The sequence below is a fragment of the Paenibacillus sp. N22P23 genome (assembly GCF_059383735.1).
The window spans coordinates 570477-587909 of sequence record NZ_JBXENT010000001.1; the positions used below are offsets into that span (position 1 = coordinate 570477).

Annotated in this window: 13 protein-coding genes; all 13 read left to right on the forward strand. The window is 48.2% G+C overall.

All coding sequences use genetic code 11. The annotated features are described in order from the left end of the window. Positions 1 to 65 precede the first annotated feature (65 nt). Positions 66 to 4373 (forward strand): PolC-type DNA polymerase III, encoded by a 4308-nt coding sequence (locus AC506A_RS02890; RefSeq protein ID WP_495459473.1) that lies wholly within the window; start codon positions 66 to 68, stop codon positions 4371 to 4373. Positions 4374 to 4978: 605 nt separating this feature from the next. Next, positions 4979 to 5440, forward strand: coding sequence for a ribosome maturation factor RimP (gene rimP, locus AC506A_RS02895; protein WP_495459474.1), 462 nt, complete (start codon positions 4979 to 4981; stop codon positions 5438 to 5440). A 62-nt stretch (positions 5441 to 5502) separates the two neighbouring features. After that, positions 5503 to 6600 (forward strand): transcription termination factor NusA, encoded by a 1098-nt coding sequence (gene nusA, locus AC506A_RS02900; protein WP_495459475.1) that lies wholly within the window; start codon positions 5503 to 5505, stop codon positions 6598 to 6600. 26 nt (positions 6601 to 6626) lie between these two features. After that, positions 6627 to 6944, forward strand: a complete 318-nt coding sequence (gene rnpM / locus AC506A_RS02905; protein WP_495459476.1) for an RNase P modulator RnpM — start codon at positions 6627 to 6629, stop codon at positions 6942 to 6944. After that, the gene (locus AC506A_RS02910; protein WP_495459477.1) at positions 6925 to 7260 is read left to right on the forward strand and encodes a L7Ae/L30e/S12e/Gadd45 family ribosomal protein; all 336 of its coding nucleotides are present in this window, start codon (positions 6925 to 6927) and stop codon (positions 7258 to 7260) included. Before rnpM ends, AC506A_RS02910 begins: the two co-directional genes overlap by 20 nt. Further along, positions 7253 to 10186 carry a translation initiation factor IF-2 gene (gene infB / locus AC506A_RS02915; protein ID WP_495459478.1) on the forward strand — a complete coding sequence of 978 codons (2934 nt, stop codon included), beginning with the start codon at positions 7253 to 7255 and terminating at the stop codon, positions 10184 to 10186. The genes AC506A_RS02910 and infB overlap by 8 nt, the downstream gene beginning before the upstream one ends. Positions 10187 to 10193: 7 nt before the next feature. Then, positions 10194 to 10547 (forward strand): 30S ribosome-binding factor RbfA, encoded by a 354-nt coding sequence (gene rbfA, locus AC506A_RS02920; RefSeq protein WP_091218644.1) that lies wholly within the window; start codon positions 10194 to 10196, stop codon positions 10545 to 10547. Next, the gene (locus AC506A_RS02925; protein ID WP_495459479.1) at positions 10544 to 11554 is read left to right on the forward strand and encodes a DHH family phosphoesterase; all 1011 of its coding nucleotides are present in this window, start codon (positions 10544 to 10546) and stop codon (positions 11552 to 11554) included. The genes rbfA and AC506A_RS02925 overlap by 4 nt, the downstream gene beginning before the upstream one ends. Further along, complete coding sequence (gene truB / locus AC506A_RS02930; RefSeq protein WP_495459480.1) at positions 11551 to 12474, forward strand: tRNA pseudouridine(55) synthase TruB; 924 nt, start codon at positions 11551 to 11553, stop codon at positions 12472 to 12474. Before AC506A_RS02925 ends, truB begins: the two co-directional genes overlap by 4 nt. Continuing rightward, on the forward strand, positions 12419 to 13459 hold the full coding sequence (locus tag AC506A_RS02935; protein ID WP_495459481.1) for a bifunctional riboflavin kinase/FAD synthetase: 1041 nt from the start codon (positions 12419 to 12421) through the stop codon (positions 13457 to 13459). Before truB ends, AC506A_RS02935 begins: the two co-directional genes overlap by 56 nt. Before the next feature lie 167 nt (positions 13460 to 13626). Then, a complete protein-coding gene (rpsO, locus tag AC506A_RS02940) occupies positions 13627 to 13896 on the forward strand; it encodes a 30S ribosomal protein S15 (RefSeq protein WP_090574209.1) in 270 nt (89 codons plus the stop codon). Positions 13897 to 14137: 241 nt separating this feature from the next. Continuing rightward, a complete protein-coding gene (gene pnp, locus AC506A_RS02945) occupies positions 14138 to 16240 on the forward strand; it encodes a polyribonucleotide nucleotidyltransferase (protein ID WP_495459482.1) in 2103 nt (700 codons plus the stop codon). A gap of 142 nt (positions 16241 to 16382) precedes the next feature. Next, complete coding sequence (locus AC506A_RS02950) at positions 16383 to 17378, forward strand: polysaccharide deacetylase family protein (protein ID WP_495459483.1); 996 nt, start codon at positions 16383 to 16385, stop codon at positions 17376 to 17378. The last annotated feature ends 55 nt before the right edge of the window (positions 17379 to 17433 follow it).

Below are 17433 nucleotides of genomic sequence, written 5' to 3' on the forward strand. Positions count from 1 at the left end.
AAAGGAATAAACGGCTGTATTCGCTGAAAGGCGGCGACAGCCGTTTCGTCTTGGGGGAGGACAAAATGAACCAAACCGGGGGAAAGCGTCAGCGGTTCGAGCTGCTCTTAAAGCAGGCGGAACTGCCGCAACAATTGGTCGATGAGCATTTTGCAGATGGATATATAGAGAAAGTAATCGTAAGCCGGAGTAACCGGGAATGGACGTTTTGCATAGCCAAAACGACTGTGGTTCCTTTACCGGCTTTTGGTGTTTTTTGTCGTGCAGTCGTTGCGAAGTATGCCCATATTGCCCAAATCTCGTTTCAGTTTCAGTATGGCAGCGATGTACCGAAGGATGAGCTGATTCAAGAATACTGGCCAGCTTTCGTAGAATGGCTGCAGAAGAACAACCCTTCCGTTAACGGCTGGATCAGTAAATCGAAAATGATTGCTGAGGGCGACCTGATTACGCTTCATTTGATGGATGAGATGGGCCTGGAGCTAGCCAAGAAGAAGAAGATTGATGAACTTGCAACCGATTTCTTCAAGCAGCAATTTGCTACAACTTGCCGGGTGAAGATGATCGTCGGTGAATCTAATCAAGAGGTTTATGAACAGTTCGCACAAAAGCGGGATCAGGAAGAGCGCGAAGTTATTGAAGCGATGATGACTTTCACTCCTTCCGAAGAGCCGGTTGTTGACGAAGGTGAAGTTCGCCTTGTCGTTGGTTACGACATTCGAGACGCACCAGTGCCGATTATGAATATCATTGAAGAAGAGAAGAAGGTCACTGTACAAGGTGCGGTATTCGGACTCGATGAGAAGGAGCTCCGCAATGGCAGCACATTATTTACGTTCAATGTAACTGATTTCTCTGATTCGATTGCAATGAAGATGTTTGCCAAGACGAAAGATGATGTCAAAGTACTGAAGCAGTTAGCTAACGGCAAATGGATTAAGGCACGTGGACGCGTCGAGTACGATCGTTTCATGATGGAGCCTGAGTTAGTTATGATGCCTTCTGATTTGCATGAAGTTATAGCGCCTAAGGAAACGAAAGATGATGCCGAAGAGAAGCGCGTCGAATTCCATTTGCATACGACGATGAGCACCATGGATGCTGTTGCTCCGGTTGATGCCTACATTAAGCAGGCTGCCAAATGGGGCCATAAAGCAATAGCGATCACGGACCATGGCAATGTGCAGTGTTATCCTGAAGCGGCCAAAGCGGCTAAGAAACATGGCATTAAAGTGTTGTTTGGCTTAGAGGCGAACGTAGTCAATGACGCTATTCCGATGGTTTTGAATGCGCGCGAAGAAGCGATGCAATCGGCAGTTTACGTTGTATTTGACGTGGAGACGACGGGACTATCGGTTGTGAACAACAAAATTATCGAGCTAGCCGGCGTGAAAATGCATGAAGGCAAAGAAATTGACCGTTTCTCAACGTTTATTAACCCGCATGAGAACGTTCCTTATCACATTCAACAGTTAACGAATATTACGAACGAAATGGTCGAAGACGCACCGGAGCTCGGTCCGAAAATCCACGAGTTTATTGAATTTATTGGCGATGCGGTGCTTGTTGCCCATAACGCTCGATTTGATATGGGGTTCCTTCAAGCTGCTTGTAAGCTTCATGGTCTTCCGGAAGTGAAGAATCCCGTTCTAGATACACTTGAATTTGCGCGATTCCTGCATCCGACGATGAAGAATCACCGTCTAAATACCCTTTCGGATAAATATAAAATCAGTCTCGAAAATCATCACCGTGCGATTGACGACTCCATTGCACTCGGCGGCGTTCTATTTGGACTCATTAATGATGCAGCTGCTCGCAACATAACCGGTTTACAAATGCTGAATGACTACGTTGGACTTGACTTATCGAACATGCGTCCGTTCCATTGCTGTATTTACGCGCTCAATGGTGCGGGCAAGAAAAATTTGTTCAAGCTGATTTCCAAATCGCATACGGAACATTTTAAACGCGTCGCCACTATTCCTAAGAGTAAACTGACCGAATTTCGTGAAGGCTTGCTAGTCATCTCGGGTTGCGAGAAAGGCGAGTTCTTCGAAGCGGTAATGAATAAATCGGTGGAAGAAGCGGAGGAAGTCGCGCATTATTACGATGTGCTGGAGATTCAACCGATCGACTTCTATATGCATCTTGTTGAGAAAGGTTTTGTCGCAAGCCGTGCTGAGATTGAGCAGGCGATTCGCCGCGTATGCGAGATTGGCGATAAGCTCGGTAAACCGGTCATCGCAACAGGCAATGTGCATTACTTGCTGCAGCGTGACAAGTTGTTCCGTGATATTACGATCCATGGTATTACAGGCTTTAGTCCGCTAAAAGATATCCGCAAGCCGGATGCTCACTTCCGCACGACGAAAGAAATGCTGGAGGAGTTCGCTTTTCTCGGTGAAGCACGCGCGTATGAGGTTGTAGTCAAGAATACTACAGAGCTTGCTGATCGATTTGAACCTTTTGATATGTTTCCACCGAAATTATTCGTTCCTATTATTGAAGGCGCCGATGATGAAATGCGCAATACGTGTTATGACACTGCACGTCATCTATACGGTGAGCCTTTGCCAGATGTCGTCGTACAGCGTCTTGAGAGAGAGCTTGTTCCGATAACGAAAGCCGGTTTCGCGGCCAACTATCTCATATCTGCGAAGCTTGTGAAGAAGTCTAATGAAGATGGGTACCTGGTCGGATCACGGGGTTCGGTAGGTTCGTCCATCGTAGCAACGTTCCTCGGGATCTCTGAAGTTAATCCATTGCCTGCGCATTACACTTGCTTAAATGAAGCATGTAAGTTTAGTGAATGGTTCCTTGACGGAAGCTATCCAAGCGGATTCGATTTACCTGATAAGACTTGTCCGAACTGTGGTAAGCCGCTTAAAGGTGAAGGGCAGGATATTCCGTTCGAGACCTTCCTTGGTTTTAAAGGGGATAAAGTTCCCGATATCGATTTGAACTTCTCCGGTGAATATCAAGCGGTAGCTCATAACTTCACGAAAACGATGTTCGGAGCGGAAAATGTATTCCGTGCAGGTACAATCGGTACGGTTGCGGAGAAAACTGCTTACGGGTATACGAAGAAATATGAAGAAGATCACGGGAAAAAGTGGCGCGGCGCAGAGCTTGCAAGGCTCGCGAGCGGCTGTACCGGTGTGAAACGAAGCACGGGCCAGCATCCAGGCGGTATCGTCGTTGTACCGGATTACATTGAGGTTGAGGATGTAACACCTGTGCAGTATCCGGCCGATGATCAGAATGCCGAGTGGAAAACGACCCATTTTGACTATCATGCCTTTGAGGATAACCTCTTGAAGCTCGATATACTGGGGCACGATGATCCGACTATGATGCGCATGCTGCAGGATCTTACCGGTATCGATCCAACAACCATTCCGATGAATGATCAGAAAGTCATGAGTATGTTCAGTTCTACGGATGCCCTTGGCGTCACACCGGATAAAATCCGTTCCTCAGTTGCGACCTACGGCGTGCCGGAGATGGGAACCAAGTTCGTACGTCAAATGCTTGAAGAGACGAAACCGGCGACCTTTGCCGATTTGCTGCAAATTTCGGGGTTGTCTCATGGAACCGGGGTATGGCTGGGCAATGCGCAAGAGCTGATTAAGAACCGTACTTGTACGATCAAAACCGTTATCGGTTGTCGTGACGATATTATGCTCTTCTTAATTTATAAAGCAGGTATGGATGCAGGACTTGCCTTCAAAATTACCGAGAGCGTTCGTAAAGGTAAAGGTCTGACTGCAGAGTGGATCGAGGAAATGAAACGCTGTAAAGTACCGCAATGGTACATTGATTCCTGTCTTAAAATCGAGTACATGTTCCCGAAAGCCCATGCGGCTGCTTATGTTATCTCGGCTGTACGGACAGCGTACTTCAAGCTGTATCATCCTATTGCGTATTATGCGACTTACTTCTCCATTCGTGCTGAGGACTTTGACTTGGAGCTGCTTTGCAAGGGATATGATGCCATCTCGAAGAAGCTGGTCGAAATCGAACAAAAAGGCTTCAATGCAACGCCGAAAGAGAAGAACAGCGTCTCCTTGCTTGAGATGGCGCTGGAGATGACTGCTCGCGGCTTCTCTTTTAAGCCGGTTGACCTCTATCGTTCAGAAGCTACGCGATTCATCATTGACGGAAACTCGATCATCCCACCATTCGGCGCAATCAGCGGGATCGGCGAAAACGCTGCGAAGAACATTGCGGGAGCACGTGATTTCGGCGAGTTCTTGTCTATTGAAGACTTCCAGCAGAAATCAAAAGCAACCAAAACCATTGTCGAGGTGCTGACGACAATGGGCTGCTTCCGCGGTTTGCCGGAATCGAACCAGTTGTCATTGTTCTAGGATAAAGTTCACTGTAGGTGGACAAGTCCCCCGAAGGGGGCGACTGCTCAATGGGTTAAGCTCTTAAAGTTCACCGCAGGTGGACAAGTCCCCGAAGGGGGCGACTTTTTTTAAAGTTTTTCTTCTGGGGTTTATGGTAGTTAAAGGTGGATGGGTTCACCGAAGTTGCCGGAGGACATCGGCAACTTCGGCTCTGCCCTTAAGCGCTGGTAAGCGAGGGGAAGGAGTGGAGTTCGGGGTGCAGCCGAAGAGTTTACGTGCCGCCTTTGAACTCGGGATGCCACCGCGAAGCCGTCTAATCGAGCATCCCGAGTTCAACAGCGGCCGCTGGCGCACCCCGAATGCAGCGACTCACCATGAGCGAACCCTCCAGCGCCGTATTGTCACCACATCATGGTTATGTTATAATCTTTCTGGTAATGCTGATGATACGACCTTTTCGCAGAAGAGTGGGGAAACCCACTCTTTACGTTTTGTCTGCACCTTTTTACATATACGATGAGACATAAGCAGGTTCTGCAACAGGTGCATTTCAGCTGAAAAATTAAACTGACCGTACGCCGCCTATGTTGTGGCGCACCGCTGCAGTGGGAGGTACATTGTTTTTGAGCACATCCACAATCAAAACCGCTGTCGAAGAAATGGTTCGACCTTTCCTCGATGAAAATGGATTTGAACTCGTTGACGTAGAGTATGTCAAAGAAGGAAGCAACTGGTTCCTTCGTGTCTACGTGGACAAAGAAGGTAACATCGATATCGATGAATGCGGCCGGATTAGCGAATATTTAAGCGAGAAGCTGGATGAGAATGATCCGGTATCTGACGCTTATTTTCTTGAAGTATCCTCTCCGGGTGCGGAACGTCCGCTTAAGAAGCCCGAAGATGTTAAGAAATCGGTCGGCAAGCATGTGTTTGCAACGACCTATGAGCCAATTGGCGGCTTGAAAGAATTCGAAGGCAAGCTTCTTTCTTTTGATGGGGAAGAGATCGTCATTGAAATCGGTAAGAAGAAACACACCATACCGTATGCGAAAGTTGCAAGTGCCCGTTTAGCCATTGTTTTCTAAGGAGAAGGCAGCGGCATGATTATAACGTTAGGGAACCAGTTGAAAGGGGGAACTCATTTCCAATGAGCATGGAATTTATTGAAGCACTGACGGAAATCGAAAGAGAGAAGGGGATCAGCAAGGATATTTTGCTGGAAGCCATTGAAGCAGCCCTGATATCGAGCTACAAACGCAATTTTAATACCGCCCAAAATGTACGTGTTGATATTAACCGGTTTACCGGAGTCATTAAAGTGTATGCACGCAAAGCCGTTGTGGAGGATGTGCTGGATCCTCGACTCGAAATCTCGGTTGAAGCTTCCCGTGAGATCAACCCGCATTATCAGCTTGACGATATCGCGGAAATCGAAGTGACGCCTCGTGATTTTGGCCGGATTGCGGCTCAAACTGCAAAGCAAGTCGTTACGCAACGTATCCGAGAAGCAGAACGCGGCCTCATTTACAATGCCTTCATTGATAAAGAGGAAGACATTGTGAATGGTATCGTGCAGCGTCAAGATGTGCGCAACCTGTTTATCGACCTTGGCAAAGTAGAAGCGGTGCTGCCGCTGACAGAATTAATGCCAACGGACAAATTCAAACATGGAGACCGTGTGAAATCGTTCATCACGAAAGTGGAGAACACGACGAAGGGACCGCAAATTTTCCTTTCCCGTACGCACCCGGGCTTGTTAAAGCGTCTATTCGAACTCGAAGTGCCTGAGATTTATGATGGCGTAGTCGAAATTCGTTCAGTCGCACGAGAAGCGGGCTTCCGTTCCAAAATCGCAGTTTACTCCCGTAATGCCGAAGTTGATCCGGTTGGATCGTGCGTAGGTCAGAAAGGGATGCGTGTGCAAACCATCGTTACGGAACTCAAAGGCGAGAAGATTGACATTGTCCGCTGGTCCGAGAGCGTTGAAGAATATGTTGCAAATGCGCTTAGCCCTTCTAAAGTCATCGAGGTAATCGTATACGAGCAAGAGAAGATGGCACGCGTTATTGTACCTGATTACCAGCTCTCGCTGGCAATTGGTATTAAAGGTCAGAATGCTCGTTTGGCTGCGAAGCTGACGGGTTGGAAGATCGATATTAAGAGCGAAACGCAGGCGGAGCAAGAATTTGGTCGTCCAAAGTCGCCGATGAGCACAATGCATCAGGATTCCGTCTCCATCGACTAAGGGCTGATGTTCAGGGGGGATGAACGGTGAGACCAAGAAAAATTCCACTGCGTAAATGTGTAGCTTGCCAGCAGATGATGGCAAAGAAAGAGCTAATTCGCGTCGTTCGTACGCCTGATGAATCGGTTCTGATCGATTTGACGGGGAAAAAAGCAGGTCGCGGTGCTTATCTTTGCGGGAAAGTTGCTTGCTTTAAGCTAGCCAAGAAGAGCAGAGCACTTGATCGGGCTTTGAAACAAACGGTTGGCATCGAAATATATGACCAGCTCGAGCAAGATTTTATCGCTGTCGAGGACACGTTTAACGCGAATAAGGATGAGATCGATGACGAAGACGAAGCATAAATCGCTTAACACGCTTGGCATGGCGATGCGGGCCGGTAAGCTTGTTACCGGGGACGAAATCGTATTGAAAGCAATCCAGCAGGGAAAAGCGAAACTTGTCATAGTTGCCGGTGATGCATCAGATAATACGAAGAAGAAGTTTCGGGACAAATGTGCCTCCTACAATGTTAAACTCGTAGAAGCATTCGACCGAATTACGCTTGGGGAAGCAATCGGCAAGTCAGAGAGGGTTCTCCTTGGTGTAACCGACTCAGGCTTTTCTAAAAGCATTGCACAGAGCTTAATTGAACCTACGGAGGTGGAGTATATTGACTAAACAACAAGACAAAGATAAAACGCGCGTTTATGAATACGCGAAATCCTTAAATATGAGCAGCAAGGAAATCATTACGATCCTAAAGCGACTCAATCTTCCCGTTAACAATCATATGAGCGTCATGGAAAATGAAATGGTTTCGAAGGTGGAAGGTTTCTTCCGCGATATTAAAGCGAATGCAGCAGCGAAACGCGCCCAGGAGAGCGCGACCGTCTCTGCAGCAGCTCAATCGTCTAATCGCCAGCAACCGCAAGGTCAGCCTGATCGCAAGGCTCAATCAAGCACGAATGCTCCAGCGCAAGGACATGGACAGGTCAACAAAAATACTCAGGAACAGCAGGGGAATATGAATACAACAAATACGCAAGCACCTAGCACGAATGCAGCTCCGACTGCGAACGCAGCACCACAGCCGGCAAGTACACCAACACCGGCAACAAGCGTAACAGCGGGCACGACACCGACGACCTCCACTCAACAGCCTACAACAGGCCAACCGCAAGGCAGCTCGAGCTCCAATCCGCGTCCGCAAGGTCAAGGCGGCTATCAAGGCAACCGTCCGCAAGGTCAAGGCGGCTACCAAGGCAACCGTCCACAAGGCCAAAGTGGTCAAGGTGGTCAAGGTCAGCGTCCACAAGGCCAAGGCGGCGGGTATCAAGGCAACCGTCCACAGGGTCAAGGCACCGGCTATCAAGGTAATCGTCCTCAAGGTCAAGGTTCCTCTCAAGGTGGCCAAGGTCAACGTCCGCAAGGCCAAGGCTCCTCGCAAGGTGGCCAAGGTCAACGTCCGCAAGGTCAAGGCGGCGGTTATCAAGGCAACCGTCCTGCAGGTCAAGGCGGCGGTGGCGGCGGTTATCAAGGCAACCGTCCTGCAGGTCAAGGTTCGAATACCGGCGGCGGCCAAGGTGGCGGATTCCGTCCTTCGACTCCGCGTCCAGATCAATCGAGTCAACAACCGAATCGCAGCAGCGCACCAGCTCGTACATTCGAGTCGCGCAGCACGACTTCCGATGATCATGCAAAGAAAAGAAACAATCCGAAGGCAGCGAACAGCAACTTCGGTGCGAATAAACGTTTTGAAGATTCCCGTTCGGGTAACTTCAAAAACAATCGCGGCGGTAAGAACAACCGCGGTAAAGGACAACAGCAAGAACGCAAAGAGAAAATCGACAATACGCCGAAGAAAATTATTGTACGCGGTACAGTAACGGTTGGCGAATTTGCTAAATTGCTTCATAAGGATGCCTCTGAAGTTATCAAGAAGCTCATCACGCTTGGTGTAATGGCTACCATTAACCAAGAAGTTGATTTGGATACCGTTCAACTAATATCGACTGAATATGGCGTTGAGGTTGAAGTGAAGATCCCTGTTGAGGAAGATGCATTCGAAACACTGGAAGAGAAGGACGAAGAGGGTACACTTGAAGCTCGTCCACCGGTTGTAACGATCATGGGTCACGTCGATCATGGTAAAACAACGCTTCTTGATGCCATCAGACACACTAGCGTAACCAGCGGTGAAGCAGGCGGTATCACGCAGCATATCGGTGCTTACCAAGTTGAAATCAACAATAAGAAAATTACGTTCCTTGATACACCGGGTCACGAAGCGTTTACGCTTATGCGTGCTCGTGGTGCTCAAGTAACGGATATTACAATCATCGTTGTGGCAGCTGATGACGGTGTTATGCCTCAAACTATTGAAGCGATCAACCATGCTAAAGCAGCAGGCGTTCCAATTATCGTTGCCGTAAACAAAATCGATAAACCAGGCGCAGATGTTGATAAAATCAAACAAAGCATGACTGAATATGCACTCGTTCCGGAAGAGTGGGGCGGCGATACGATCTTCGTAAACGTGTCCGCTAAGCAGCGCACTAATCTTGAGGAACTCCTTGAGATGATTCTGCTGGTTGCCGAAGTGAACGACTACCAAGCGAACCCGAACAAACGTGCACGCGGTACGGTGATCGAGGCTGAACTTGACAAAGGTAAAGGTCCGGTTGCTCGCGTTCTCGTTCAGCACGGTACGCTTAAGATCGGTGACGCATTCGTTGCGGGCAACTGCTTCGGCCGTGTTCGTGCGATGGTTAATGATAAGGGCCGCCGTCTCAAAGAAGCGGGACCTAGTACGCCAATCGAGATCACAGGTCTGACGGAAGTGCCGCAAGCGGGCGATCCGTTCCTCGTGTTCGAAGACGAGCGTAAAGCGCGTGCAATTGCAGATCGTCGTGCAATTAAGCATCGTCAATCCGAACTTGGTGCAAATACACGAGTAACGCTCGAAGATTTGTACAATCATATTAAAGAAGGCGAGATAAAAGATCTGAACGTTATCATCAAAGCTGACGTTCAAGGCTCCTCCGAGGCCCTTAAAGGATCTCTTGCCAAAATCGACATCGAAGGCGTACGCGTTAAGATCATCCATAGCGGTGCCGGCGCGATTACAGAATCCGATATCAACCTTGCAGCAGCATCAAGCGCAATCGTCATCGGCTTTAACGTTCGTCCAGAGCCGCAGGCGCTTGCAACAGCAGAGCAGGAGAAAGTCGATATTCGTTTGCACAGCATCATCTATAACGTGATTGACGAAATTGAGCATGCTATGAAAGGGATGCTTGATCCAATCTTCAAAGAAGTTATTATGGGTCAGGCTGAAGTGCGTAATATTTTCAAAGTTACCAAAGTCGGCGTTATTGCGGGCTGTATGGTTACTTCCGGAAAAATTACACGCAGCGCGAAAGCTCGCTTAATTCGTGCCGGTATTGTGGTCTTGGAAACGGAAATCGAATCGCTTAAACGGTTCAAGGACGATGCAAAAGAAGTGGCGCAAGGGTACGAGTGCGGCATAACGCTCGATAAGATGAACGACCTTAAAGAGGGAGACATTATCGAGGCTTACGTTCTGGAAAGTGTAGAGAGGTGATTAACCTATGGCTAAAGTCCGTGTAGGACGTGTAGGTGAACAAATTAAGAAAGAATTGAGCCAAATCATTCAGACGGAGCTCAAAGATCCGCGTATCGGTTTCATTACGGTTACCGGTGTTGATCTTACGAATGACTTGTCGCAAGCACGCGTGTATTTAAGCGTGCTTGGAAGTGAAGAGCAGAAGGAAGAAACGCTTAAAGCTCTTGCACGTGGCACAGGTTTCATTCGCTCTGAGCTCGGGAAACGAATTCGATTCCGCCATACACCGGAGTTGCTGTTTAAATTCGACAGCAGCATCGAGTACGGCAGCAAGATCGAAGCGTTACTGCATACGATTAATGGCCGGAGCGGCGAATGACCGCGGCGAAAGCTGCGGTTTTCTCGGCCGCTTATAAAGAACAGCTGCAAGCGGCGCTTGACTTCATACGAGACGGCAATCGGTTTCTTGTCGTCTCGCATGTTCAGCCGGACGGAGATGCAATCAGCTCGACAGTAGTTGTCGGCTGGATTCTTCGCCAATTGGGCAAGCAAGCTGTCCTAATAAACGAAGGTGCAGTGCCGATTCGGCTTCAATTTTTGGAATCATCTGCATCGATCATTCATTATAGCAAGCAGCCATTGGAAGAAACATTCGACCGCATCATTGCAGTTGATTGCGCGGACTTCCGCCGAATCGGGCAGGTGAATGAAAGGTTTGCCGAATCAGCTCAATTGCTTAATATCGATCATCATCCTACGAATGATGCTTTCGGCACAGCTAACCTGATCCGAATCGATGCGGCTGCAACGGTCGAAATTTTATATGATCTTATCGAGTATGGGGCCATTTCACTTGATCGTGAAGTTGCTACCGCCATTTATACAGGTCTTCTAACCGATACTGGTGGATTCCGTTACTCCAACACTACTCCTAGAGTCATGCAGGTTGCATCGCGCATGCTCGCTGAAGAAGTTGAAGGACATTGGATTGCCAATCATTTGCTGGAGCAAATGACTAAACCTCAGTTACTTCTTTTGCAGCGTGGACTTAATCGGTTAACGTTCTCGGAAGATAACCGGATTGCATGGTTGTATGTTGCTTTCTCCGATATGGCAGAAACCGGTGCAGTTGGTGATGACCTCGAAGGTCTAGTCAACTACGCAGTAAATGTGGAAGGCGTTGACGTGGGCATCTTGTTCAAAGAAACCGAGAATGGCGATGTGAAAGTTAGCATGCGTTCCTCCGGTAAAGCAGATGTAGCAGCAATTGCGCAAACGTTTGGCGGCGGCGGACATGTCCGAGCAGCAGGCTTTCGAATGGAGCTAGGGTTGCAAGAAGCAATCAGTAAAGTCGTGCAAGCAGCAGGAGAGGCGCTTAACCTATGATGGATGGCATTTTGGCAGTCTGGAAGCCGGCTGGCTGGACCTCGCATGACGTGGTCGCGAAAGTCAGAGGCATTGTAAAAGTCAAACGAATCGGTCATACCGGTACGCTTGATCCTGCCGTAACCGGTGTGCTGCCGCTTTGTATCGGTCGGGCGACGCGCGTAGTGGAATATGTGCAGGAACGGCCTAAATGTTATGAAGCGGTGATGCAATTCGGCATTGCGACAGATACGGAAGATTTAACCGGAACTGTGCTCGAAGATTTGCCTGCGGTAACGTTGACTGAAGGGGATATTCGCCGCGTCTTGTCTTCATTCATTGGCGAGATCGAGCAGGTGCCTCCGATGTATTCAGCCGTTCGCGTTGACGGTAAACGGTTATACGAATTAGCGCGCGAAGGTCAAGTCATTGAACGGAAATCCAGACCGGTAACGATCTATGCCCTGGATTTGCTGGATATGAAGCTGGATCAGCCGCATCCGACGATTCGATTCTCCGTTTCCTGCTCCAAAGGCACTTATATTCGCACGCTATGTGTAGATATTGGACAAGCCCTTGGCCTACCTGCTGTCATGGCAGAGTTAATTCGAACCATGTCCGGAGGATTTACAAAGGAGCATTGCTTCACGCTTGAACAAATTGCGAAGCTCCAAGCTGCCGGCGAACTTGAAGAGAAGCTGACGCCAGCTGATGAAGCGATTGATCATTTTCCCCGTGCTACAGTTAGTATGGAGAATGTGCAGCGTGCATTCCAAGGCAAGCGGATCTACTTGAACGCTATGTTTGATCATGGAGACTATCGTACGGATTCCATCATTCGCCTCTATGGTGTAGATGGCTCATTCGTCGGATTGTTTACTCCGGATGAAGAAACAGCAACGCTTAAAGCTGTTAAGGTATTTACCAAAACAGCAGATTAGTGAAGAACATAAAGCAGGTGTGACTGCAGTGGAAATCATCTCTTTACAATATCCGATTGTCTCGTCTCAAGCAGCGCTTACCGCGAAACCGAAAACGCTGGCAATCGGTCATTTTGACGGCGTACATCGCGGCCATCAGAACGTGATTCGGCATGCGATGGAATCTGCCCGTGCAGAAGGTCTGCAGGGGGCGATTATGACCTTTCATCCACACCCGAAGGAAGTGCTTGGTCAGAGCGGCCAATATACAACCAGTTTAACTCCCCTTGATGAGAAGGTAGATCGCTTTCGCAAATTGGGTGCTCAGGTCGTATATATCGTGAACTTCGATTTGAACTTCGCCAGCGTTACGCCGGCTGATTTTGTCGAGTACGTGCTGCGACCGCTTCAAGTGAAGAAAGCGACGGTGGGCTTTGATTTTACTTTTGGAGCCAAGGGTGCAGGTAAGCCAGAAACATTATGGGCACTTGGTGAGCCTGATATCGAGGTGGAAATCGTGGATCCGTTCATGCAGGATGGGGATAAAGTAAGCAGCACGCTGATTCGTGAAGCACTTTCTGAAGGGCGGCCCGAAGCAGCAGAGCAGCTTCTCGGTGAACCGTACCAAGTACGAGGTGTTGTAATACATGGAGAAGGCAGAGGACGGACGATTGGTTTTCCGACAGCGAACATTAAGCAAGAAGCAGCCTACGTTATTCCAAGACAAGGCGTTTATGCTGTAATGGTTCAGGTTGACGAGAAGCGATTGCCGGCTGTTCTCAACATTGGCGTGAAGCCGACTTTCCATGAGAAATTGCCGGAACCTGTTATGGAGGCGCATCTGCTCGATTTCAGCGGTGATCTGTATGATAAATCCATCTCGGTGCAATTTATCTCTTTCTTGCGAAGTGAGAAGAAATTTGGCTCCATTGATGAATTGATCGCTCAGATCAAATCAGATGCCGAACAGGCGAGTTCTGTTCTGGCTGCTTACAATAAGAATTAAGCTCGGCATTTACTTCTTATAGGCAGATGTGGTATACTCTATTTCGTTGCGTAATCATATTCTGTTCTCACTACGCGCAGCTTAACAGAACCTTAGCTTGGCCAGTTCGTTTTTCACCGGGCGACGGCGAGGCTAACGGCGATTATGATAGAAGGAGGTGAACATGGATGGCACTTACACAAGAGCGTAAACACCAATTGATCGACGAACACAAAACCCACGCGAACGATACCGGTTCTCCGGAAGTTCAAATCGCTATCCTGACGCAAAACATCGTCAACTTGACAGATCATCTTCGGACGCACAAGAAAGATCATCACTCGCGTCGCGGTCTGCTTAAGATGGTTGGTCAACGTCGTAAACTGTTGGCTTACTTGAAAAACAAAGACGTAAAACGTTACAGCGCATTGATCGAAAAACTCGGCCTTCGCCGATAATAGATGCGGGGATAAAAGCAACCTGGTTGTTAAGCCGCCTGGGATTCCAGGCTCAGCTGCACTGGGTTGCTTTTTGTAAATGAACCATACATAATGTTTTTGAGCAGCTCCATTAGGAGCTTTTCTTATAGGTACTTTTTCAGCAGTTTTTGGTATGTAAGTACGCGTTTGGAAATTAATGAAACCTGACAGCCGAGCATTCCGGGTGGAATGTAGCGGCTTGCGGTTAAGGAGGAATAATATGCTGCATCGTGTAGAAACAACGCTTGGCGGCCGACCGTTCATTCTTGAGACGGGTCGTCTGGCTAAACAAGCAAACGCAGCAGTAACCGTGAAATACGGTGAAACTGTAGTATTATGTACAGTCGTATCGTCTAGCGAACCGAAGAATCTAGACTTTTTCCCACTGACAGTCAACTATGAAGAACGTCTATATGCAGTAGGTAAAATTCCGGGCGGCTTTATCAAACGTGAGGGACGTCCAAGCGAGAAAGCAATTTTGGCGAGCCGTTTGACAGATCGTCCGATTCGTCCGCTATTCCCGGATGGCTTCCGTAATGAAGTTCAAATTGCTAATATCGTGATGAGCGTTGATCAAGACTGCACACCGGAAATCGCAGCGATGATCGGTACGTCAGCGGCTTTGACGTTGTCGGATATCCCGTTCAACGGACCGATTGGCGGCGTTATTGTCGGCCGTATCGATGGTCAATTCATTATCAACCCAACGGTTGAGCAGGAAACGAAGAGCGATGTCTACGTTGTAGTCTCAGGTACTAGAGATGCGATTATGATGGTAGAAGCGGAAGCAAACGAAGTACCGGAAGATGTTATCCTTGAAGCGATCATGTTTGGTCACGATGAGATTAAACGTATCGTCGCAACAATTGATGAACTCCAAGGTCTTGCAGGTAAGCCGAAGGTTGAAGTGAAATTGAAAAAGGTAGATGCTGCTGTCAATGAGGCTGTTCGCGCGTATGCGAAAGCACGTCTGGATGAAGCGGTAAGCATTGTGGAGAAGCATGCCCGTCAAGAAGCGATTGATGTCGTGAATGCGGACACGATTTCCCACTTTGAAGTGGAATATGCGGAAACGCCTGAACTGCTTGGCGATGTGAAGGAAGTCCTTTACGATATCGTGAAAGAAGAAGTTCGTCGTTTGATCACGCATGATAAGGTTCGTCCGGATGGACGGGCTCTAAGCGAAATTCGTCCAATCGAGTGCGATGTCGCATTGCTGCCGCGTACGCACGGTTCTGGCTTGTTCACACGTGGACAAACACAAGCACTAAGCATCTGTACGCTTGGCGCGCTTGGCGATGTGCAAATTCTTGACGGTATTGATTTGACTGAAACGAAGCGTTTCATGCATCACTATAACTTCCCTCCGTTTAGCGTAGGGGAAGCTAGACCGCTGCGTCCTCCGGGCCGTCGTGAAATCGGACACGGTGCTCTCGGTGAGCGTGCGTTGTCCAAAGTCATTCCGAATGAAACTGAATTCCCATATACGATTCGCCTTGTTTCTGAGGTGCTCGAATCGAACGGCTCCACGAGCCAAGCAAGTATCTGCGCAAGCACACTTGCGATGATGGATGCAGGCGTTCCGATTAAGGCACCGGTTGCTGGTATCGCGATGGGTCTGATCAAAGACGGCGACCATTTCTCGATCCTTTCAGATATTCAAGGGATGGAAGATCACCTCGGCGATATGGACTTCAAAGTTGCGGGTACGGCTGCAGGCGTGACTGCGATTCAAATGGACATCAAAATCGATGGTATCGATCGTGATATTCTTTCGCAATCCTTGGAGCAAGCACGTGTAGGTCGTTTGCACATTCTTGGTAAAATGAATGAAGTGATGCAAACACCTCGTACGAGCCTGTCGCAATATGCACCGAAAATCGTCATTATGAAAATCCATCCGGACAAAATCCGTGATGTTATCGGCTCCGGCGGTAAAATCATCAACAAAATCATTGATGAGACCGGCGTAAAAATCGATATCGAGCAAGATGGAACAGTCTTTATTGCGTCTTCCAACGCGGAAGCCAATGAGCGTGCGAAACAGATTATTGAAGGAATCGTTCGTGAAGTCATCGTAGGCGAGGTATACCTCGGTACAGTGAAACGGATCGAGAAATTCGGCTGCTTCGTTGAAATTTTGCCAAACAAAGACGGTTTGGTTCATATTTCGCAAGTTTCTACAGAGCGCGTTGCTAAGGTTGAGGATGTCTTGAAAATTGGCGATCAAATTACAGTTAAAGTAACGGAAATCGACCAACAAGGCCGCATTAACTTGTCCCGCAAAGCGGTTCTTACTCCAGAGGTTCCTGCTCAGCAGTAGTCCTAAGGTATACCCCGAATAGACATAAAGTAGAGACAGATTATAGATCTGTCTCTTTTTTTGTTGCATTGTAGTCCTTCGCTTCTTCTCATAAAGTGGGCCGAGCCATAATATGATGAAGGAGAAGGGTGGGACAGCTCATATGAAGCTGAAGAAAGCAATTGTTATGGCACTAGTCATGTGCACGCTGTTATTGGTTGTAAGGCTTTATAGTCCGCTCTCTGAATACGTGATGGCACTTAAAGGTGGTAACCGCGGAGCATCTGTAGCCACCCTATACGCATTTTCTGGGATCAACTCAACCTTGATGGATACGATTCGATTAGAGGCAGAGAAGAAGCGTATTGCATCGGTTGACGCGAGAGTGGACCGTGTATGGAAAGCGATTCCGGGTTATAACGGGTTGGAGATCGATGTGGACAAAACGTATCGACTCATGGAGAATGCACCCGAGAGTGAGCCAATTCGGTTTGTATATAAAGAAGTAGAGCCCAAAATCAGTTTGGATGATCTCGGACGGATTCCAATCTATAAAGGCAATCCAAATAAGCCCATGGTAGCGCTAATGATCAATGTCGCTTGGGGAAATGAGTACATTCCATCCATGCTGAACACGCTGAGAAAGGAAAATGTAAAAGCGACTTTCTTCTTTGACGGGTCATGGCTAAAGAAAAATACCGATGTGGCCAAACTTATTCAAGCTGAAGGACATGAAATCTCGAATCATGCCTATACACATCCTAAGATGAGTCAACTTGATCGGCGTTCTGCATATAATCAAATTGCAAAGACCGAAGCCCTTCTTAAATCAACTTTGAATGTCACGAACAACTGGTTTGCGCCGCCTTCAGGTGATTTTAATCAAATGACGGTTGATGTCGCAGCGGAGCAAGGGCTCAAAACAGTCCTATGGACGCTCGATACGGTAGACTGGACGCATCCGCCTGCCTATTCGATCATTCGCAAGGTGCGCACCCGCGTGGAGCCGGGATCGCTCATTCTGATGCATCCGACGGATTCATCAAGCGCTGCTCTTCAAGGTATCATTACCGCCATCAAGCAGAAAGGGCTTATGCTCGGTACGGTAAGTGAGACGCTCTCCTCCAAGAGAGCTTCGTTAGTTGAGGCAAGACCATAATTTTGTTATAGTGAAGTCATTGTATTTCTGCTAGTTGAAGATGTAGAAATAAGCA